General features: G+C 65.7%; 15 protein-coding genes. 9 read left to right on the top strand and 6 right to left on the bottom strand.

Features of this window, described 5'->3' with window-relative positions; all coding sequences use genetic code 11:
* Positions 1-118 precede the first annotated feature (118 nt).
* From ACVKN3_RS03685 to ACVKN3_RS03655, 7 genes are all read left to right on the top strand, one after another.
* Entirely contained in the window at positions 119-2,374 is a 2,256-nt protein-coding gene (locus ACVKN3_RS03685) for a TonB-dependent receptor (protein WP_285406519.1), read from the top strand.
* A gap of 31 nt (positions 2,375-2,405) precedes the next feature.
* The gene (locus ACVKN3_RS03680) at positions 2,406-4,409 is read left to right on the top strand and encodes a serine hydrolase domain-containing protein (RefSeq protein ID WP_354515817.1); all 2,004 of its coding nucleotides are present in this window, start codon (positions 2,406-2,408) and stop codon (positions 4,407-4,409) included.
* A 19-nt stretch (positions 4,410-4,428) separates the two neighbouring features.
* Positions 4,429-5,439, top strand: a complete 1,011-nt coding sequence (locus ACVKN3_RS03675; protein ID WP_354515819.1) for a dipeptide epimerase — start codon at positions 4,429-4,431, stop codon at positions 5,437-5,439.
* Complete coding sequence (locus tag ACVKN3_RS03670; RefSeq protein ID WP_354515821.1) at positions 5,421-6,746, top strand: peptide MFS transporter; 1,326 nt, start codon at positions 5,421-5,423, stop codon at positions 6,744-6,746. The genes ACVKN3_RS03675 and ACVKN3_RS03670 overlap by 19 nt, the downstream gene beginning before the upstream one ends.
* A 10-nt stretch (positions 6,747-6,756) precedes the next feature.
* The gene (locus ACVKN3_RS03665; protein ID WP_285406512.1) at positions 6,757-7,749 is read left to right on the top strand and encodes an SIS domain-containing protein; all 993 of its coding nucleotides are present in this window, start codon (positions 6,757-6,759) and stop codon (positions 7,747-7,749) included.
* 39 nt (positions 7,750-7,788) lie between these two features.
* Complete coding sequence (locus ACVKN3_RS03660) at positions 7,789-9,432, top strand: serine hydrolase (protein ID WP_354515823.1); 1,644 nt, start codon at positions 7,789-7,791, stop codon at positions 9,430-9,432.
* Positions 9,433-9,502: 70 nt separating this feature from the next.
* Positions 9,503-10,495 (top strand): alpha/beta hydrolase, encoded by a 993-nt coding sequence (locus ACVKN3_RS03655; RefSeq protein ID WP_354515825.1) that lies wholly within the window; start codon positions 9,503-9,505, stop codon positions 10,493-10,495.
* A gap of 285 nt (positions 10,496-10,780) precedes the next feature.
* On the opposite strand, the gene ACVKN3_RS03650 is transcribed toward ACVKN3_RS03655, so the two are convergent.
* The 3 genes from ACVKN3_RS03650 to ACVKN3_RS03640 all read right to left on the bottom strand — a co-directional run bounded on the left by ACVKN3_RS03650 (position 10,781) and on the right by ACVKN3_RS03640 (position 13,236).
* A complete protein-coding gene (locus ACVKN3_RS03650; protein WP_354515827.1) occupies positions 10,781-11,680 on the bottom strand; it encodes an IS3 family transposase in 900 nt (299 codons plus the stop codon).
* Between the two features lie 213 nt (positions 11,681-11,893).
* On the bottom strand, positions 11,894-12,328 hold the full coding sequence (locus ACVKN3_RS03645) for a hypothetical protein (protein WP_354515829.1): 435 nt from the start codon (positions 12,326-12,328) through the stop codon (positions 11,894-11,896).
* Between the two features lie 98 nt (positions 12,329-12,426).
* A complete protein-coding gene (locus ACVKN3_RS03640) occupies positions 12,427-13,236 on the bottom strand; it encodes an RHS repeat-associated core domain-containing protein (RefSeq protein WP_354515831.1) in 810 nt (269 codons plus the stop codon).
* Between the two features lie 392 nt (positions 13,237-13,628).
* Here ACVKN3_RS03640 and ACVKN3_RS03635 point away from each other — a divergent pair, with 392 nt between their 5' ends.
* Positions 13,629-14,045, top strand: coding sequence for a heavy metal-responsive transcriptional regulator (locus tag ACVKN3_RS03635; RefSeq protein WP_354515832.1), 417 nt, complete (start codon positions 13,629-13,631; stop codon positions 14,043-14,045).
* A complete protein-coding gene (locus ACVKN3_RS03630) occupies positions 14,042-16,228 on the top strand; it encodes a copper-transporting P-type ATPase (RefSeq protein ID WP_354515834.1) in 2,187 nt (728 codons plus the stop codon). The genes ACVKN3_RS03635 and ACVKN3_RS03630 overlap by 4 nt, the downstream gene beginning before the upstream one ends.
* A gap of 11 nt (positions 16,229-16,239) precedes the next feature.
* On the opposite strand, the gene ACVKN3_RS03625 is transcribed toward ACVKN3_RS03630, so the two are convergent.
* The 3 genes from ACVKN3_RS03625 to gcvP all read right to left on the bottom strand — a co-directional run bounded on the left by ACVKN3_RS03625 (position 16,240) and on the right by gcvP (position 20,969).
* Positions 16,240-17,118, bottom strand: a complete 879-nt coding sequence (locus ACVKN3_RS03625) for a bestrophin family protein (protein ID WP_285407040.1) — start codon at positions 17,116-17,118, stop codon at positions 16,240-16,242.
* On the bottom strand, positions 17,115-17,786 hold the full coding sequence (locus ACVKN3_RS03620) for a carbonic anhydrase (RefSeq protein WP_354515836.1): 672 nt from the start codon (positions 17,784-17,786) through the stop codon (positions 17,115-17,117). The genes ACVKN3_RS03625 and ACVKN3_RS03620 overlap by 4 nt, the downstream gene beginning before the upstream one ends.
* A 312-nt stretch (positions 17,787-18,098) precedes the next feature.
* Positions 18,099-20,969 (bottom strand): aminomethyl-transferring glycine dehydrogenase, encoded by a 2,871-nt coding sequence (gcvP, locus tag ACVKN3_RS03615; protein WP_354515838.1) that lies wholly within the window; start codon positions 20,967-20,969, stop codon positions 18,099-18,101.
* Between the last annotated feature and the right edge of the window lie 10 nt (positions 20,970-20,979).

Below are 20,979 nucleotides of genomic sequence, written 5' to 3'. Positions count from 1 at the left end.
CGCCATGGTTGTTGGATGGGGATTCACTTTAAGATAGATATGTATCATTGACACGGTTCTGATAACGAGATAACAATGGCTCCCGGGGATATCCATCCACGTGTTCCGGGGAAATGTCATGGCGTGTCGCCGTTCGCTGCCCAACCGTCGCGCTGCCTGCGCAGCCATCGCCGTTGCCTTGATCGGTCTGGTCAGGACCACGCCGGCCCAGGACGCCCCGCAGGACCCGAAAACGAAGGGCGACTCGCGACAGGCCCAGGACCTGACCGCCGTCGTGGTGACCGCCAACAAACGTGCCGAGAAGCTGCAGGACGTACCGATGGCGGTATCGGCGGTGACCGGCGAAGACCTCAAGCGATCCGGTGCGGTCAGCTTCGCCGACTACGCCACCCAGGTGCCCGGCCTCAACATCATCTCGACCTCGCAGGGGCAGACCCAGCTCGTGCTTCGCGGCATCACGTCCGGCAGCGGGCAGGCCAACGCGGCGGTGAGTACCTATATCAACGACGCACCCTACGGCTCCAGCACGGTCTACGCCGGCGGCGGCCTGCTCACCCCCGATCTCGATCCGGCCGACCTCGAACGCATCGAGGTGCTGCGCGGCCCGCAAGGCACGTTGTACGGTGCCAACTCGCTCGGTGGACTGGTGAAGTTCGTCACGGCCAAGCCCGACGCCAGCCATGCGTTCGGTTACGTGTCTGCCGGCTACAGCAGCGTATCGGGCGGCGGCAGCGGCTTCAGCCAGCGCGCCATGTTCAACGTGCCGCTGATCGCGAATACGCTGGCGCTTCGGGTCAACGCCTATTCGCGCAAGGACCCGGGATACATCGATAACGTTGCCACCGGCGCGTCGCGCGTGAACGAAGATACCGTGCGCGGGGGACGGGCGGAGGTGCTCTGGACGCCCGTGGACAAGGTATCGGTCAGCCTTTCCGCACTGGCGCAGAACCTCGCCAGCGATGGCCTAGCCAACACCGGCGTGGACGTGGATCCCGCGACGTTGCGTCCGCTCTACGGCTACCAGAAGCAGAGCAGGGCGGCCGGCACGGGGTTGTTCAAGATCCGCTATCGGTTGTACGACGCCACGGTGAACGCCGACTTCGGCTGGGCCAAGCTGGTGTCTTCCAGCAGCTACAGCACGCAGAAGGTCAACACGAACCAGGATGTCACCGCGGCTTACGGCCCGCTGCTCAATCCGCTGTTCGGCGTGAATAACGGCGGTTACGCCATCGCCAACCCGATCACCCTCGGCAAGTTCACGCAGGACCTGCGGTTGCAGTCGCCGGAAGACCAGACGCTGGAATGGCGGATCGGCGCGTTCTACACGCGCGAGCACACGACCAACGCCCAACGCGTGCTTGGGTTCGACGCCGCCACGGGCGCTCCCCTGGATCTGCCGCCATTGGGCAGCATCGACGTGGGGCCGGGCATCTTCAAGGAGTGGGCGGCCTACGCGGACGTGACCTGGCATGTCACCTCGCAACTGAGCATCCTTGTAGGCGGGCGCTACAGCAAGGACCGCACGACGTTCGCGCAGACCGGCTCCGGCCTGCTGGTGGGCGACGTCGGGTTCCGTACGCGCAGCACGGATAGCCCGGCCACCTTCCTGTTCAACCCCAGCTTCAAGTTCAGCGACGACGCCATGGCCTACCTCCGTGTCGCTTCCGGCTTCCGCCCCGGCGGCGCGAACGTCGGCGTGCCGCCGGGCCTGGGCGCGCCGGTGAGTTTCGGGCCGGACAAGCTGACCAGTTACGAGCTGGGCTTCAAGGCCACCGTGCTCGACCGGCGCATGTCATTCGACGCGGACGTGTTCTACATCGACTGGAGCCACATCCAGCTGACCTCGACCTCCGGTGGTTTCAGCTTCCTGGGTAACGGTGGCAAGGCGAGAAGCCAGGGCGTCGAAGCCAGCTGGAAATTCACGCCGGCACGGGGCCTCGTGGTGTCGGCCAATGCGAGCTATACCGATGCCACCCTGACCGCCGATACGCCGCCGGGCCTTTATGGCTATGACGGCGACCGCCTGCCGTGGGTGCCGAAGTGGAACGCCACGGTGGGTGTGGACTATGACTTTCCGCTCGGTGGCGGATGGTCGGGCACGCTCGGCGGCACCTATAACTACGTGGGCTCGCGGCGCACCGACTTCCTCCCTGTGCCTGGGCCGCGCCTGACCGCACCCAGCTACCACGGCATCGACCTGCACGCGGGGGCGTACTACGGCGACTGGACCCTGCAGGCGTACGCCAAGAACCTCACCAACCAGCGCGGCATCACATCGCTCACCTCCGAGACCATCGATCCGCAGGGCAGCCCCTTCGCGGCGTCGTACGTGCCGCCGCGCACGGTCGGCGTGAACGTCATCTACGACTTCTGATTCGCTCGTCCATCGTCAGCCGGGAACGCCCATGCATCGCCTCACCAAGCTCATCGCCGCGTTCGTCGCCACGGCCGCGGTCGGGATCGTATCGGCACAGGTGCCTGCGCCGATGCCATCGCCCGTGCCATCACCGACGGCACCTACCTCGGGGGCGCACGACGAGGTCGCGATGCCACCGGCATTGACCGGGCAGGACCTAGCGGTGTTCTACGACGGGCTGTTGCCGTTCGCGCTCCAGCGCGGCGACGTGGCCGGCGCGGTGATCTCCGTGGTGAAGGATGGCAGGATCATCTTCGCCAAGGGCTACGGCTATGGCGACCTGAAGACGCGCGCGGTGCCCTCGCCGGATGACACACTGTTCCGGCCCGGCTCCACCTCCAAGCTGTTCGCCTGGACGGCCGTGATGCAACTGGTGGAGCAGGGCAAGCTGGACCTGGATCGCGATGTCAACGGTTATCTCGACTTCGCGCTGCCACCGCGTGACGGCAAGCCGGTCACGCTGCGCGACCTGATGACCCACTCGGGCGGTTTCGAAGAGAGTGCCAAGGGCCTCATCACCGGCGCCGGTGACAAGCAGGTCACGCTGGGCGATTACCTGAAGTCACACGTGCCCGCGCGCATCTTTCCCGCTGGCGAGGTGGTGGCTTATTCCAACTTCGGTTGCGGCGTGGCCGGCTACATCGTGGAACGCGTATCGGGCCAGCGCTTCGAGGATTACGTCAGGCAGCACATCTTCGTGCCGCTGAACATGCGTCATTCCACCAACGACCAGCCGGTCGTGGCGCCACTGGCGCCACTGATGGCCAGCAGCTACCGGACTGCCTCGGATGGCGAGCCGCAGCCGTTCGAAGTGGTCCATCCCGCGCCGGCCGGCGGCATGAGCAGCACCGCGACCGACATGGCGCATTTCATGATCGCCCAGCTGGAAGGCGGCAGCTATGACGGCGCGCGCATCCTGCAGCCAGCCACCGTGGCGGCGATGCACACGCCGCAGCGCACGGCCGCGCCGGGCCTCAACGGTTTCGACCTGGGTTTCTACCAGGAAGACAGCCACGGCCAGCGCATCGTCGGCCATGCCGGCGACCTCAACTACTTCCATACCGATTTGCACCTGATGCTGGACGCGCACGTCGGCTTCTTCATCTCGATGAACAGCGCCGGTAACGAGGGCGGTGCCGGGGTGATCCGCGCGGCGATGTTCCGCGCCTTCCTCGATCGCTACTTTCCGGATCGCACGGCTGCGCCGCCGACCGCCGCCACGGCCGGTGTGGATGCAGCGCGGGTTGCCGGCTGGTACCTGTCCAGCCGCCGCAACGACAGTGCCATGCGTCCGCTCTACCTGCTGACGCAGGTGCAGGTGGCCGCGATGCCCGACGATAACCTCGTCATCTCCGCGCTCACCGACGATGCCGGTGCGCCGATCCGCTGGCGCGAGGTGGGTCCGCTCGCCTATCGCGAGGTCGGCGGCAGCCGGCATGTCACCTTCGTGGCCGATGCGCAGGGTGCCATCCGCTACTGGGCTACCGATGCGGAGCCGCCGGTGTTCCTGTTCCAGCGGGTGACGGGCCTGGAGGCGCTGGGATCGGTGCGCTGGCTGGCGTCGCTGGCATGCCTGGTCGTCCTGGTCACCCTGGTGCTGTGGCCCCTGGGCCGTGGCTTGCGCCGGCACTATCGCCATGCGCTGGTATTGACGGCAACGCAGCGGCGCACGCGCCTCCTGTCGCGACTGGGCTCGCTGGCGCTGTTCGCCGCGGTGTTCGGCTGGTTGCTGATGCTGGTGGTGTTGTCTGCGACCGGGGCGGTGCCGCTGGTGCAGGGCACGATCACACCGTGGCTCTACGTGCTGTATGTCCTGGGGCTGCTCGGTCTGGCTGGCGGGGTCGCCATCGTCGTGCATGCCGTGCGGGTATGGGTGGCACCGCGTCGAAGCGCGTGGGTACGCGTGGGCGAAGCGCTGCTGGCGGTATCCGCCCTCTACCTGGCCTGGTTCATCGTGGTTTTCGGCCTGATCAGCTTCAGCGCCCGTTATTGAGCACGCTTCCGGAGTCGTCATGCAAAGCACCCTGATCCATCGTCTGCAACTGCAGGCGAGCATCGAGACGTGGCCGACCAAGGCCCCCTTCCACATCACCGGCTACACCTTCAACGCCTTCGAGGCGGTGGTGGTCACCCTTCGCGACGGCGACCTGGTCGGCCGCGGCGAGGGCCTGGGCGTCTATTACCGTAACGACACGCCCGTCGCGATGCTGGCGCAGATCGAGGCGTTGCGTCCGCGCATCGAGGCGGGCCTGACCCGCGAGCAACTGCAACAGCTGCTGCCGGCGGGTGGGGCGCGCAACGCGCTGGACTGCGCGCTGTGGGACCTGGAGGCCAAACGCAGCGGCCGGTCGGTGTGGGAACTGGCGGGGCAGGATGCACCGGTGCCCTTGCTGACCACCTTCACCGTGAGCGCCGACGAGCCGGAGGTGATGGTCCGCGATGCGCTGGCCTACGCGACGGCCCGTGCCATCAAGCTCAAGCTCACCGACGACGGACGCAACGCCGAGCGGGTGGCCGCCGTGCGTGCCGCGCGGCCGGACGTGTGGCTGATGGTCGATGCCAACCAGGGCTTCACGCGCGAGTCGTTCGCGCGCCTGTTGCCGACGCTGGTGGAGGCGCGCGTGGACGTGGTGGAACAGCCGTTTCCGGTGGGTAACGAGGCGTGGCTGGACGCCCTGGACTGCCCGATCCGCTTGGCCGCGGACGAGAGCGTGCAGGACCGCGCCGACCTGCCGACGCTGGTCGGCCGCGTGGACATCGTCAACATCAAGCTGGACAAGTGCGGTGGCCTCACCGAGGCACTGGCCCTGGCGATGGAGGCGCGCCGGCTCGGCTTCGACCTGATGGTGGGGAACATGTCAGGCTCGTCGCTGGCCATGGCCGCCGCCTTCGTCGTCGGCCAGCAGTGCGACGTGGTGGACCTGGACGGGCCCACATTCCTGACCCGCGACGTCGCGCCGGCCGCCACTTACGAGGACGGCAACATATGGTGCCCGGAAACCCTGTGGGGCTCGCCGCTTTGAAGGCAGGCCCGGGCCGCGACTGGTTCGGCCATCCGCGTGGCCTGAGCGTGCTGTTCCTGACCGAGATGTGGGAGATGTTCTCCTTCTTCGGCATGCGCGCGATCCTGGTCTACTACATGACCAAGCACCTGGACATGAGCCAGGAGCACGCCTCGCTCGTGTACGGCGCCTATGCCGCGTTCGTCTACCTCACGCCAGTGGCCGGCGGCGTGCTGGCTGACCGCTGGCTGGGCAAGCGCAACGCCGTGGTCATCGGTGCCGCGGCGATGGCCCTGGGCCATTTCATGATGTCGTCGGAGGCGTTGTTCTACCCGGCGCTGGTCACCATCGCGCTGGGCAACGGCTTGTTCCTGCCCAGTCTGGCCAGCCAGATCGAGGGGCTGTATCGCGACGGCGACGTGCGCAGCAAGAGCGCGTACAACATCTACTACGTGGGCATCAACCTGGGCGGTTTTCTGGCGCCGCTGGTCTGCGGCACGCTGGGGGAGGCGTATGGATGGCACTGGGGTTTCGGTGCCGCGGGCATCGGCATGCTGCTGTCGCTGGTGATCTACCTGGCGGGCAGCCGTTACCTGCCGCCGGAGCCGGCACGCGGTGCGGCGATGCGCGCCGCGCGCCCGCCCCTGGACCGCGCGGCACGCGACCGGTTCGCCCTGCTGCTGGGCATCGCCGCCATCGTGGTGGTGTTTCGTGGCGCGTACGAACAGAACGGCAACACCATCGCCCTGTGGGCCGACACCGGCATCGACCGTCAACTCGCCTCGGGCTGGGTGATACCGATGACCTGGTTCCAGTCGATCAACTCGCTGGCCGTGTTCGCATTCACGCCGTTCCTGGTGGCGCGGTGGTCGCGCCTGGCCCGCCAGGGCGTCGAGACGCCGTTGCTGGGCAAGATGGCGTTCGGTGCCGCCGTGGTCGGCGTGTCGTTTGTGGCGCTGGGCGCCGTCGCGGCATGGAACGACGCGCACGGCACGCGTGCGAGCTGGCTGTGGCTGTTCGCCTGGTTCGTCGTATTCACCCTCGGCGAGCTGTACATCCTGCCGGTGGGGCTGGCGTTGTTCGGCCGGCTGGCACCGGAGGGGTTTCGCGCCACCAGCATCGCCACCTGGTTCTTCGCCGGCTTCGTCGGCAACCTGCTGGCCGGCGCGCTCGGCACCCTGTGGAGCTGGCTGGCGCACGGATGGTTTTTCGTCATGGTGGGCGGGGTGGCCGGCTTTTCCGCGTCGCTCCTGTATATGCTTGGACGACGCCTGGGCGATGTTGGGCGGCACGGAACGACGGAAGCCGCCACGGCGATGACACGGTGAGTACGAGACGATGAGCAAGGACATCAAGAAGAAGCTGAAAAGCCGCTGGGATACCTTCACCACGGCCGAGCAGAAGATCGCCGCGCACCTGCTGCAGAACATCGACAGCATCCCGTTCGAAACGGCCGCGTCGCTGGGCAAGCGCGTGGATGTAAGCCCGATGACCGTGGGCCGCTTCCTTCGCAACCTGGGCTACGAGAACCTGGGTGAACTGAAGGAAGAACTGCGCACGGGCACGCCGTGGCTGCAGCTGTACAGCAACCCCGGCGGCGTGGATGCCGCCTCACCGTCCGAGGCGTTGCAGTCGGAGATTCGTGGCCTCACCGCCGCGCACGCGCTGACGCACACCGCGGAATGGGCGCCCATCGTCGACTTGCTGGTACGTGCGGATCGTGTCTCCGTGACCAGCTTCCACCACGGCCGCTTCCTCGGCCTGGGTCTGGCCAGCCTGCTGCAGCACGTCAAGCCGCGCACCGTGTTCGCCGACGGCCTGGATGGCGCTTACGCGGATGTGCTGCTCGACGCCACGCCGAACGGCTGCGCGGTGCTGATCGATTTTCGCCGGTATTCCCGCCATTTCCGCCTGCTGGCCGAGGAAGTGGCCCGGCGCGGCATCCCGCTGGTGATCCTTACCGATGCGTCGTGCTACTGGGCACGCCAGCTCACCGATCATGTGCTCATGTTGCCGATCGACGATCACCGCGCATGGCACAACTTCAGCGCCGCCAACAGCCTTTTCAGCCTGCTGATCGGCGCCGTGAGCAACGAGATGGGCGACCGCTTCGAGCGCATCGGCGACACCACGCAATTGCGCCAGACGTTCGTGGGCTACGTCGAAGCGCCTGCGGCCGGGCATCCGGCGACGGAGAAGGGCTCCGTGAAGAAAACCGCCACGAGAAAAACCGTCGCGAAGAAACCCGCGCTCCGGAATACCTCCGCTGGTCGCGCGAGCACGAAAACCTCCGCGGGCGCGCCGCGCAAGCCGCGGCCGCCCAGGGCCTGATCCCGACCGTTCCCCTCCTGCCGCCAGAGGCCGATGCCGATGACCGTGCTACCGCGTGCGTGCCTGCTCCTGCTGTTGACGACGGGCAGGCTTTCGCCGGCCCTTGCCCTGGCCGAGACCGGCGCCGGCGTGCCTGCCGCGCCGACGGAGGCGACGCCGGCAACGTCTTCATCGAGCGCGCTCGACGCCTATGCGGCGCGGGCGATGCAGGCCTTCGATACGCCGGGCATGGCGGTGGTGGTCGTGGACGACGGCAACACCTCGACGCATGCCTATGGGGTGAGGAAGCTGGGTGCGGCGGAGCGCGTGGACGCCCATACGGTCTTTCCCCTGGGCTCCAATACCAAGGCCTTCACCGCGACGGCGCTGGCCATGCTGGTCGACGGCGGGCAGCTGCGCTGGGACGATCGGGTCGTCGACCGGTTGCCGGGCTTCCGCATGTACGACGCGCAGACCTCGGGCGAGATGACCATCACCGACCTGCTGGTGCATCGCAGCGGCCTGGGCCTGGGGCAGGGCGACCTGATGCTGGTGCCACGTACCGACCGCACGCGCGCGGAGCTGGTGCACGCCATCCGCTACCTGAAACCCGCGCACGCGTTCCGGGCCGACTACGATTACGACAACGTGCTCTACATCGCGGCCGGACAGCTGCTGGAAGCCGTCAGCGGCCAGCGCTGGGAAACCTTCATGCAGCGGCGTGTCCTCGACCCGCTCGGCATGCGCGACACCCAGGTGAGCATCGATGCACGAACGCCCGACCAGGTGGCGCTGCACGCGAAGATCTCCGGGCCGCTACGAGGCGCAGGCCCGCCATCGGTCCTCACCCAGGTCATGACCGGCGATGTGTTCGCTCCCGCCGGTGCGTTGATGAGCAGCGCGGCGGACATGGGCAAGTGGCTGCAGGTGCAGCTCGACCATGGCGTCATGCCCGATGGAAAGACCTTGTTCAGTCCGGCGGCGTCCACGGCGCTGTGGACGCCGCACACGCTGATGCCGATCACCGCGAGACCGCCGTCGCTGGCGCTGGCCGAACCGCAGTTCCTGGCGTATGCCCTCGGCTTCGAGGTGCGCGATTACCGCGGGCAGAAGATCGTGACCCATCTGGGCGGCGTGCTTGGCGGTATCTCGGCCGTGGTGATCGTGCCCGCGAAGCGTTGCGCCTTCGCCGTGATGATCAACTCGGAGGATGCCGGCACGTTGTTCGCCATGCGCGAACACCTGCTGGACCGCTGCCTGGGGCTGCCGTCGCCGGACTGGATCGCGGCCTATCGGGATGCGATGCGGCAGGAGGAGACCGATGCACGCAAGGCACTCGCGACCAGCGCCGCACCGACCCTTGGCGACCGCGGTCCGTCGCTGCCGCTGGCCGACTATGCGGGCGTCTATCGTGATCCGTGGTACGGCACGATCACGATCGCCAAAACCGGCAAGGGCCTGACCATCCGTTTCGACCGTTCGCCCGGCCTGGAAGGGCCGCTGGAGCATGTGCGCCAGGACACGTTCCGTACGCGCTTCAAGGTGCCCGGTGACGAGGATGCCTATGTCATCTTCGCGCTCACGCCCGAAGGCGGCATCGACCGGATCAGCATGAAGGCGGTGTCACCGGTGGCGGACTTTAGCTGGGATTTCCAGGATCTGATGTTTACGCCGGTAACGGCGGCGGGCATCGAAACGCCCTGAGAGGCGTCGGTTGCCTGGGTAGCGCTGTTCGTGCGTCAATGACCGCTGTCGGCCAGGGGAAACGCAACGGATGGCTTATCGCACCACGTTTGGACTGCTGGCGCTGTGCGCCTTGGTGATTGCCTGCTCACGTCCCGGTGCCGAGCCACCGGCGACACCCCTCCGGCCCCCCGCGTCTACGGCCCGGTCGGCGATGGCGCCACCGGCGCCCGCCGAAGCCATGCCGCAACCCTACGTACTCGAGGGCACCGAGGTGCGTACGCTGCACGCCGAAGGCACGGATCGCGATTACCAGGTGTTCGTCAGCTTGCCGCGTGACTACGCGGACCATCCCGAGCATCGCTACCCCGTGCTGTTCGTCACCGACGCCAACTATGCGTTCCCGCTCATTCGCAGCATCGCGCGTCGCGTGGGCGAGCACGAAGGCGGTACCGAGGCCTTCATCCTCGTGGGTTTGTCGTATGCCGTGGGCGAGACGCCGGAGTACAGCCGGCGCCGTGACTACACCCCAACCCCCGATGGCGATCCCGAACTTACTTCCGACATGCCGGGGCGCGCCGTCGTCCATGGCGGCGGCGAAGCCTATGCCCGTTTCATCAAGAACCAGGTCTTCCCGCTGATTGCCGGGCACTACCGGGCCGACATGCAGCGGAAGATCTACGCGGGCCATTCGTACGGCGGGTTGCTCGGCGCGGATATCCTGATCCACGATCCGGGCATGTTCCAGTACTACATCCTGGGCAGCCCGTCATTCCAGTTCGCCAAGGACGCCGAGTTCGCGCGCCTGCACGAAGCGATGGCAACGCGGCGCGACATGCCCGCCAACGTGCTGATCGTGCTGGGCGGCTACGAGTCGCTTTCGCCCGGCTCGCACGATCCTCGTTTCAACCACAGTACCGATATGGTCGCCGGTGCCCGGCGCTTCGTCGCCGAGTTGAAGGCGAAGCATTACCCGGGATTGCATATCCAGATGACCACCGTGGAGGACGAGGATCACCTGACCGTGTTCCCGGCCGTGATTACGCGAGGGTTACTCTGGGCGTTGCCGGGTAAGGCTAGATGATCTGGCGCTGTTGTTTGATGCCGCTTTCCGGACAGTGTTAACTGTGACTATGAGATAGCTGCTTGATTCTTAGAAGCTGCAATTGCCATCGACTACTTCAAGGTGATATCGAGCTATCTGCGCAGTGGGGCTGTTTGGGAAGGCTGCCGACGAACGCAGAGTCGGCGAGAAAGCCAGAAATGGAGCGAAACGCCAGAGGTATCTCGCGGAGATAAGTACCTACAACCCGGGGAAGTGGCGAGTGGTTGTCAAATCCGGGCAAGCTCATACCGACGTCCACCGCCTTCAGTAGCGGTCCGATCTTGAGTTCGGAATTAATGTGGCTTTTTTTGCGTATGCAGCGAGAGTCAGCCTGCCAAGCGTTCTCTTCGGCCGCTCTTCGTTGTATTCCCGTCGCCAGTTTTCGATCTCGGTTCGAGCATGCAGCAGGCTGAGAAACCAGTGTTCGTTGAGGCATTCATCGCGAAGCCTTCCGTTGAATGATTCGATGTACGCTTTCTGATTCGGCTTGCCTGGCTCGATCAGGCGCAGCTGCACGCCGCGTTCGCGTGCCCATGCGACCATGGCCTTGCCACAGAACTCCTTTCCGTTATCGCTGCGAATGATCTTCGGCAGGCCCCGAGTGACGGCCAGGCGATCCATGACGCGCGTTAAGCCGATGCTTGAGATTGCCCGCTCGATCTCGATGGCGACTGCCTCATGTGTAGCGTCATCGACTATCGTCAGGCACTTCAATACGCGCCCTTCGGCGGTGCGATCGAAGACGAAATCGATGGACCAGACCTCGTTTGCGCCCGCGGGCCGAAGCAGCGGCTGCCTATCAGCTGGGGGCACCTTTTTCCGCTTCCGCCGGCGCACCTGCAGGTTCGCCTCCTGGTACAGGCGCTCGACTCGTTTGTAATTGACCATCTGACCGGCCTGGCGGCGCTTCAGGTAGATCATGCCGACGCCGTAGCGTTTATGGCGATTGGCCAGCGCGCAGATAATCTCGCGCAGATCGACGTTGGGGTCGGGCCGCGGTTCGTATCGGTAAGCGCTTGCGCTCATGCCGCCGAACTTGCTTCGCCACAGGTAGTAAGAGGCTTCACTGAAGCCGTGCTTGCGACATAGGTCCTTGACCGGCATGCCTGCCTCGGCCTCGTGCAGGAAGCCGATGATCTGCTCTTCGGAAAAACGCTTCTTCACGTCCAATCTCCTTCTTGTGGGGGATTGAACTCGAAACCGGGGCGCTACTCAAATTTGGGGGGGGACGTCGGCGTGACGGCTAATCCGGCTGCGCGCTTGCTGGACGATGACATCCTGAACGGATTGCTCGATCGCTCCACGGGCTAATGGGATAGTGTGTCGATGCCGAGGGGCGCTGCTCATACTCGCCAATCCAACGAGCTCCTCCTCAGATCACTGGGAAACTACTTCTTCTATGGATACCGCACCAAACTGAGTGACCCTGTTTCGCACGGCCTTCTGGTACGGCTCTAGGCTGTGCGTTGTATTGCAACTCCAAAACGAAAAATCAAATACCGACGACGGCTTTTTGTTCTTTGTACGAATGGAAATTTTTGATGCCCCTTTCGCATCGAATATTTCCAAAAAACTTATGCTCAGAAAGTCCGCCCCCTCCGCTCTACCAACATAGCTAGCACCCAGGGCAATGGGCTCCTTGTCGGATTGCAAGAACGTGATGAAGTCCTGGCGTCGCTCCGGCCGAACCGTCACCCGCAACGCGATGGGGCTCACCTCGCCCGTCGCACAATAAGATTGGCTGGAAACCGCCGGCTGTATCCATCCGACTAAAGCCAGAGCGAACAGCATATTGCAGCGTATTGCGCGCATGGATGGTTTCCTGTCGTTGAGCCGAGTTCCTACACGAGCGAATTTAGCGAGTCAATTCGTAGATGCGCTGTCCATCGTCGGAATTATCGACTCGGCAGTCATTGACTAGGTTCCAAAAAGGAATCCGCTGCATCGTTATAAGCACCTTGATGAGAGTCTTGATCTTTGTTCATTTGCCATGATCCGGATATTCCAAGTGCTTTCCATTCATCGCGACTCTGATGGATTCCCTCATGTAAAAACTCAACCTGTTGCGTCCTTTCTGCATCTCCATAGATGGTGCGACCGGGCTGTAAGCCAGCCTGTTCAACATGGGTCGTGTTTCGCTGTGTATACATAGCTCCAGATTCGGAGGGATCGACGCTGATGACGCGCCTCCCCAAATTTTGGGCAATCGAAGTGCCTGAAATAGAAAATGAGTAAGCCTTGCCCCCACTCTGAAACGATATAACCTGGGTCTTTCCCGAACTAGCTGCCGCGTTGACTGCCGTCGTAAGTGCCTTTTCCACTCCCGCATAGGTTTTATGGTCTTCCGCCGTGGCATTTCGGGTTACATTCCTTCCATTCACCGGCGTGACGACTTGGTCAATCTGACACGTGTAGGTTTTATCGGCTTGCGTACAGGTACGTCCATCGGGATCGACATATCGAACGGGATTGTCATTGGCATAGCCATGCCGATTGAAGCTAAAGATATTCGCCGCTGTCGGCGAAACAGGGTCCACGCTTGAGAAGCGCCCTGTCGCAGCGTCGTAGTATCTTTGTTGCATGTAGATAAGATTAGTATCTGGATCAGCCACATGTCCCGTGTATCCCGGTCCATGGTGTGACGTACCTGATGCGATCGTTCCGTATGGCGTGTAGTCGGACGTTGTAATGATGTTGCCTTGCGCATCGGCTTCCGCCAAGACAGTGCCTTGGGGATCGGTATAATAATAGGTGACGGTGCTGTTTTGCTGAGCGTGAGCGAACTCACTGACCCAAAGCAATAGCACTCAAACAGCGACGACAGCTGCTCGACCGATAACCATCCGTTGATCCCCTGTCCGTTACCCGGTCCGCCATTGCGGGCGTGTCGCCGCGATGTAACCAATAATAGGCAGAGGCGTCAAGCGACTTCCGGCACTTTCGTGATCGGCACACCGCAAACGATCAAGACCGTCCAGTGTGTTCTGAGTGCTCTATTGATCATGGGCAAAGCGTACTTGCGCCTAGTGACAAGATAAAGGGCACCCGACAACCTCTCCTCATGGCGATGCTATTGACTCTTGACCTTGATAAAGGGTCTAGACTTATCCCCATGACCTCACCCGCCTCCCTCACCATCGGCCGCATCGCCCAGAGCGCCGGCGTCGCCATCGACACCATCCGCTTCTACGAGCGCGAAGGCCTGCTGCCCGCCCCGAAGCGCCGGCCCTCCGGTTACCGCGAATACGACGAGTCCGCGGTATCGCGCCTGCGCTTCATCCGTCGCGCCAAGGACCTCGGTTTCACGCTGGAGGAAATCCGCGAACTGTTCGCCCTTTCCTCCGACCGCCACAGTGGCGTGGAAGGCGTGCGCGAGCGCGCCGCGGCGCGTCTCCAGGCGATCGACGAACGCATCGCCGAGCTGCAACGGGTACGCAGCGGCCTGTCCGAGCTGGTCGAGGCCTGCCCCGGACACGGCGCGCCGGAGGATTGCCCGATCCTCAAGGCGCTGGCGGAGCCGGGGGCATGAGCCACTGCTGCTCCCACGGCACCGCCGCGACGCACGCGCCCACGGACGCGCGGCCTGTCGCCCCGATGCCCGCCGGCACGACGTACACCTGCCCGATGCATCCGGACGTCCGCCAGCAGGGTCCCGGTGCATGCCCCAAGTGCGGCATGGCGCTGGAGCCTGCCGTGCCCAGCCTGGAGGACGACGACGGTGAAACGCGGGCGCTGGGCCGTCGGTTGGCGTGGCTCGTCGGCCTTACGCTTCCGGTGTTCCTGATCGCCATGATCCCGCACGTGGCTGGACAGGCATGGCACCAGCCGTGGGCCGCGTTGCTGGGTTGGGTGGAGGCGCTGCTGGCCAGCGTGGTGGTGCTGTGGGGTGGCGCGCCGTTCTTCGCGCGTGGCTGGCGCTCGCTGAACCCCTGGTCGCCGAACATGTACACGCTGATCGCGCTCGGCAGCGGCGTGGCCTGGCTCTACAGCGCCATCGCGTTCGCCGTGCCGTCGGCGTTCCCGCCGTCCATGCGCGACATGCACAGCCAGGTGGCCGTCTATTTCGAATCGGCCGCCGTCATCGTCACGCTCGTGACCCTGGGCGATCTGCTGGAGTTGCGCGCCCGTCGCCGCACGGGCGAGGCCCTTCGGGCGCTGCTGGGCCTGGTGCCGAAGACGGCACGGCGCATCGATCCGGACGGCCACGAGGGCGATGTCGCCATCGACAGCCTGCGCGTGGGCGATACGCTGCGCGTGCGTCCCGGCGAGACCGTGCCGGTGGACGGTACGGTGCTGGACGGCGAAAGCCACGTCGATGAGGCCATGCTTACGGGCGAAGCCGTGCCCGTGGCCAAGCGCGCCGGCGACCGCCTGACCGGCGGTACGCTCAACGGGCACGGGGCCGTCACCCTGCGCGTGGACCATGTCGGTGTGGACACCGTGCTCTCCCGCATCGTCGCCCTGGTGGCGGAGGCGCAGCGATCCCGTGCGCCGTTGCAACGCGTGGCCGACCGCGTGGCGGCATGGTTCGTACCCCTCGTCGTGGTGGCGGCGATTGTCGCGTTCGCGGCGTGGTGGGCCTTCGGTCCGGCACCGGTGCCGGCGCATGCCCTGGTCGCCGCCGTCTCCGTGCTGATCATCGCGTGCCCGTGTGCGCTGGGCCTGGCCACGCCCATGTCGATCATGGTGGCAAGCGGACGGGGTGCGCAGGCGGGTGTGTTGTTTCGCGATGCCACGGCTATCGAAGCGCTGCGCGACATCGATACGCTGGTCTTCGACAAGACCGGCACACTGACCGAAGGCCAACCCGTGCTGGCGGCGCTGCATACGTTCGGCGGCGACCGTGGCTTCGCGCTGGGCATGGCGGCCGCCGTGGAGCGGCCGAGCGAGCACCCGCTGGCGCGTGCGGTCATTGCGGCGGCGGACGCCGAGGGCATCGCGATCCCCGCCGTCTCCGGCTTCCAGGTGTACGTGGGTCGAGGCGTCAGCGGTCGCGTGGACGGGCACGACGTGGTGTTGGGCAACAGCCGTCTGATGGAGGATGAGCGCGTCGAACTGGGCGCGACGCACGACATCGCGGCGAAGGCGCGCGCGAAGGGCGCCACCGTCATGTACCTCGCCATCGATGGTCGTCTCACGGCGGTACTGTCGCTGTCCGATCCGATCAAGGCGTCGTCGAAGCCAGCGCTGGAGGCGCTGCGCGAGGCCGGCGTCAGGTGCATCATGCTGACCGGCGACACCGCGGCCACCGCCGACGCCGTTGCCGCGTCGCTACCGATCGATGAGGTACACGCCGGCGCGTCGCCCGAAGACAAGGCCCGCATCGTGGCTGAGTTGAAGGCGGCCGGGGCCCGGGTCGCCATGGCCGGCGACGGCGTGAACGACGCACCGGCACTGGCCACGGCCGACATCGGTATCGGCATGGGCAACGGCAGCGACATCGCGATCCGTAGCGCGTCGGTCACCCTGCTCAAGGGCGACCTGGCCGGCATCGCACGGGCGCGTGCGCTGTCCGAGGCCACGGTGAGGAACATCCGGCAGAACCTGTTCTTCGCCTTCGTCTACAACGCCGTGGGCGTGCCGGTCGCGGCGGGCGTGCTGTACCCGCTGACCGGCTGGACGCTGTCCCCGATGATCGCCGCACTGGCGATGAGCCTCAGCTCCGTCTCGGTCGTGACCAACGCGTTGCGGCTGCGCCGCGCGGCGATCTGACCGGGCGCTCCTTACCAGAGGATGCCGTTATCCGGCTGCACCGGTTTCAGTCCGTGCGCTTCGCCGAGCGAATCGCGCAGGTCGATCTCGATGCCGCGGGTGAGGGTGGTCAGCGGTACGTCGTCTTCGAGGTTCTCGAACGGATTCTGCATGTCGTTACCGATCTGCAGCAGGGCGAGGAACAGGAAGCCGGCCATCGTGGAACCCAGCGGGGTGTACAGGCCGAGTGTCTCGACCAGGCCCAGTGGCAGCAGGATGCAGAAGCCGTGGGTGAAGATGCCGGGGTAGGTGGCGTACTGCTGGGGCAGTGGCGTGTTCTTGATCCGCTCCATGCCGCCCTGCGCGTTGGAGATGTCCGACAGCGTGCGTGCAAGGCTGGCCAGCAGGATCGGATCGGGGCGCGCGTCGGCGATCAGCACGCCCGTGCGCGCGTGGATGGCATTGGGCAGGTTGGTCACGTGGCGCAGCCGTTCGATCTCGTCGGCGGGCAGGCGGGGCGTCAGTTCGTCCCACGGTGCCTGCCGGCGCAGGTGCATGCGCAGCGCGTGCACATAGGCGATCTGGCGATGCGCCACGGTGGCACCCACCGCGCGGTCCGGTAGCATGGTGCCGGCCTCGCGGGCCAGGGTGCGCGAGGCATTCACCATCGCACCCCACAAGGTGCGGGCTTCCCACCAGCGCGCGTACGCCGTGGTGTTGCGGAAGCTCAGGTACACCGCGACGGCGGAGCCGAGCAGGGTGAGCGGCAGGGCCGGGAATTCCGCGGTGAGCCGGGGATGGATCACGTACCAGAAGGCCGTGACCACGACGTCCCAGGCCAGCAGCCAGATCAGCGGCTTGCCCACGTAACGCAGGATGTGCCCCACATGGGCCCGGCCGGGGAGGATCACGCGTTGTGTTCCCGCTGGATGGCCTCGGCCAGGGGGATGAACTTGAGGGAGTCTTCGTCCAGCACGGCCACCTTGCCGTCGCCGATGCCGTAGACCCAGCCCTGCAGGGCGATGGTGTCGTTGGCCAGCGCGGCGGCCACGGCCGGGTGGGTGCGCAGATGGGTGAGCTGGAGGCGGACGTTTTCCTCGATCACCGCCTGCATCGCTTCGGCGCCTTCCAGCTTGCGTGCGAAGACGGCGCTCCGGGCGGCCTGCGCGTTGCGCAGCCAGGCCTCGACGGTGGGCAGGTCGCGGGTGGATTCGGGGTTGAGCAGGCCCTTCATCGCGCCGCAGTCGGTATGGCCGCAGATGACGATGTGGCGCACGCCCAGCACCGCCACCGCGTACTCCACCACCGCGGAGACGCCACCGAGCATCTCGCCGTAGCCGGGAACGATGTTGCCGATGTTGCGGCAGACGAACAGCTCGCCCGGCTGGGTCTGCGTGATCATCTCGGGAACGACGCGGGAATCGGCACAAGTAATGAAGAGCGTGTGCGGGCTCTGGCCCTCGGCCAGTTCGCCGAAAAGCTTGCGGTTTCCCGGTTCCGGGAAGACCTTGTCGCTGAAGTCCTCGACGCCGCGGAGAAGGCCGAGCAGGCTTTCGTTACGTGGGGTTTCCTGGGTCATGCGCATGGCCTTGGTAAGTGCGCCGCCCGGGCGGGCGGCTGTCCGGCACGCAGTTTAGGACAACACGAGGCCAAAGAAATTCGCGCGGGTATGGAAACCCGCAGGAGCGGGGGATGGGGGCGGTGGCGGTGGCGGGTGTAGGAGCGCACGATGTGCGCGAAATCATTCCACGGTGCGCGACATGGTTTCGCTATGCCCATCGGGCTGGCGCGCCAGCTCAATGGGTTGGCCTCAAAACATGTCGCGCACATCGTGCGCTCCTACGACGCACCGTCGGGATGTACCGGACGGACCCCCGCACTATCCGGGGGCTCAGGCCTCCGCGTCTTCCTTGTAGGCGTCGATGGGGATGCAGGCGCACATCACGTTCTTGTCGCCGTAGACGTTGTCCACGCGGGATACCGGCGGCCAGTACTTGCTGAACTTCAACGAGGGCAGCGGGAAGGCGGCCAGCTCGCGCGGGTAGGCGTGGGTCCACTCCGTGCCCGTGACCATCGCGGCGGTGTGCGGGGCACGACGCAGCGGGTTGTCCTCGCGATCCAGACGGCCATCTTCCACCGCGGCGATCTCTTCACGGATCTGGATCATGGCGTCGATGAAGCGGTCCAGCTCATGCTGCGATTCGCTCTCCGTCGGCTCCACCATCAGCGTGCCGGAGACCGGGAAGCTCAGGGTCGGGGCATGGAAACCGAAGTCGATCAGGCGCTTGGCGACGTCTTCCGCGCCCACGCCGGTGGCGTCCTTGAGCGGGCGCAGGTCGAGGATGCACTCGTGCGCCACCAGGCCGTTGCGGCCGGTGTACAGCGTCTTGTAGTGCGGGGCCAGGCGACGGGCGATGTAGTTCGCGTTGAGCAGGGCGACCTGGGTCGCCTTGCGCAGGCCCTCGGTGCCCATCAGCGTGATGTACATCCACGAGATGGGCAGGATGGACGCGGAGCCGAAGGTGGCCGCGCTGACCATGCCCACGTCGCCCTCACTGCCGAAGCCGCGGGGCAGGAACGGCGCCAGATGCGACTTGACCGCGCACGGGCCGACGCCCGGGCCGCCACCGCCGTGGGGAATGCAGAAGGTCTTGTGCAGGTTGAGGTGCGAGACGTCCGAGCCCCACTTGCCGGGCTTGGCCACACCGACCAGCGCGTTCATGTTGGCACCGTCGGTGTACACCTGGCCGCCGTGCTGGTGCACCACGTCGCAGATGGCGACCACGTCTTCCTCGAACACGCCGTGCGTGGAGGGGTAGGTGATCATGATGGCGGCAAGCCGGTCGGAGTACTTCTCGGCCTTGGCGCGGATATCGTCGACGTCCACGTTGCCGTTGGCGTCGCAGCGGGTGACCACCACGGTCATGCCACACATCTGGGCCGAGGCCGGATTGGTGCCGTGCGCGGATTCCGGAATGAGGCAGATGTCGCGGTGGCCCTCGTTGCGCGAGCGGTGGTACGCGCGGATGGCCAGCAGGCCGGCGTATTCGCCCTGGGCACCGGAATTGGGCTGCAGGCTGACCGAGTCGTAGCCGGTGCATTCCACCAGCATTGCTTCCAGTTCGTCGATCAGCTGCTTGTAACCCTGGGCCTGGTCGGCCGGCGCCAGCGGATGGATGTTGGCGAACTCCGGCCACGTCACCGGGATCATCTCCGCGGTGGCGTTGAGCTTCATGGTGCACGAGCCCAGCGGGATCATGGTGCGATCCAGCGCCAGGTCCTTGTCGGCCAGGCCACGCAGGTAACGCAGCAGCTCGTGCTCGCTGTGGTGGGTGTTGAACACCGGGTGCTGCAGGAAGGCGGTGTCGCGCCGCAGGGCGGACGGCAGCGCATCGGCCGTGGCCGCATCCAGCGCGTCGATATCGCCCAGCTCCGCGCCGAACACGCCGGCCAGCGCCGCGATGTCCGCGCGGGTGGTGGTCTCGTCGAGGCTGATGCCCACGCTGCCCGCGTCGATCGCGCGAAGGTTGAGGCCGGCTTTCGCCGCCTTGGCGTGCAGCGCCGCGGCATCCACGCCCGTGACGTGCAGCGTGTCGAAGAAGTCGTTGCCCACCGTGACACCGGCCTTGCCCAGCACGCCGGCGAGGATGGCGGTGAGGCGGTGCGTGCGGCGTGCGATGCGGACCAGGCCGTCCGGGCCGTGATAGACCGCATACATGCTGGCCATGACGGCGAGCAGCACCTGCGCGGTGCAGATGTTGGACGTGGCCTTCTCGCGGCGGATGTGCTGCTCGCGCGTCTGCAGGGTGAGGCGGTAGGCCGGCTTGCCCTCGCTGTCGACGGAGACGCCGATCAGGCGGCCCGGCATCGAGCGCTTATAGGCATCGCGACAGGCGAGGTAGGCCGCATGCGGGCCACCGAAGCCGTAGGGCACGCCGAACCGCTGCGTGTTGCCGACCACGATATCCGCCCCCCAGCTGCCGGGCGCGGCAATCAGGGTAAGGGCGAGCAGGTCGGTGGCGACGCAGACGATGCCGCCGCGTGCGTGCGTGGCTGCGGCCAGCGCGGTGTAGTCGTTGATCCGACCGAAGGTGTTGGGGTACTGCAGCAGCACGCCGAAGCTGTCGACCGAACCGGCGTCAGCGTCCGCGCCCACGTGCAGTTCGATGCCGATGCCGTCGGCGCGCGTGCGCAGCACTTCCAGCGTCTGCGGGTGGACGTCCTTCGAGACGAAGAACACGTTGGACTTCGACTTGGCGGACCGCTTGGCCAGCGTCATCGCCTCGGCGGCGGCCGTGGCTTCGTCCAGCAGCGACGCGTTGGAGATGTCCATGCCGGTCAGGTCGGTGACCATGGTCTGGAAGTTGATCAGGGCCTCCATGCGGCCCTGCGAGATTTCCGCCTGGTACGGCGTATAAGCCGTGTACCACGCCGGGTTCTCCAGCACGTTGCGCAGGATGACGTTCGGCGTGAGGGTGCCGTAGTAGCCCTGGCCGATGAAGCTGCGGAACACCGTGTTGCGGTCGGCGATGGCACGGATCTTGGCCAGCGCTTCCTCTTCGGTCACCGCAGCGGGCAGCGACAGCGGCGCGGGCGACTTGATCGAGCCCGGCACGATGGCATCGGTGAGGGCGTCGAGACTGGCGTGGCCGACCACGGCCAGCATGGCGTCGATCTCGGCATCGTTCGGACCGATGTGACGCTCGATGAACGCACCGTGGTTCTCGAGTTCGCGCAGCGACGGAGAGTTTTTCTGGCTCATGGCTTTGGAG

The organism is Luteibacter sp. PvP120, from assembly GCF_054055715.1.
The sequence above is the reverse complement of the archived record's forward strand: the minus strand, read 5'-3'. Positions and strand labels throughout refer to the sequence as shown.

Excerpts from the sequence above, each read along its gene's own strand:
- ACVKN3_RS03665 (WP_285406512.1), top strand. The coding sequence starts at position 6,757 with ATGAGCAAGGACATCAAGAAGAAGCTGAAAAGCCGCTGGGATACCTTC.
- ACVKN3_RS03680 (WP_354515817.1), top strand. The coding sequence starts at position 2,406 with ATGCATCGCCTCACCAAGCTCATCGCCGCGTTCGTCGCCACGGCCGCG.
- ACVKN3_RS03675 (WP_354515819.1), top strand. The coding sequence starts at position 4,429 with ATGCAAAGCACCCTGATCCATCGTCTGCAACTGCAGGCGAGCATCGAG.
- ACVKN3_RS03655 (WP_354515825.1), top strand. The coding sequence starts at position 9,503 with ATGGCTTATCGCACCACGTTTGGACTGCTGGCGCTGTGCGCCTTGGTG.
- ACVKN3_RS03630 (WP_354515834.1), top strand. The coding sequence starts at position 14,042 with ATGAGCCACTGCTGCTCCCACGGCACCGCCGCGACGCACGCGCCCACG.
- ACVKN3_RS03635 (WP_354515832.1), top strand. The coding sequence starts at position 13,629 with ATGACCTCACCCGCCTCCCTCACCATCGGCCGCATCGCCCAGAGCGCC.
- ACVKN3_RS03620 (WP_354515836.1), bottom strand. The coding sequence starts at position 17,786 with ATGACCCAGGAAACCCCACGTAACGAAAGCCTGCTCGGCCTTCTCCGC.
- ACVKN3_RS03685 (WP_285406519.1), top strand. The coding sequence starts at position 119 with ATGGCGTGTCGCCGTTCGCTGCCCAACCGTCGCGCTGCCTGCGCAGCC.
- ACVKN3_RS03645 (WP_354515829.1), bottom strand. The coding sequence starts at position 12,328 with ATGCGCGCAATACGCTGCAATATGCTGTTCGCTCTGGCTTTAGTCGGA.
- gcvP (WP_354515838.1), bottom strand. The coding sequence starts at position 20,969 with ATGAGCCAGAAAAACTCTCCGTCGCTGCGCGAACTCGAGAACCACGGT.
- ACVKN3_RS03660 (WP_354515823.1), top strand. The coding sequence starts at position 7,789 with ATGACCGTGCTACCGCGTGCGTGCCTGCTCCTGCTGTTGACGACGGGC.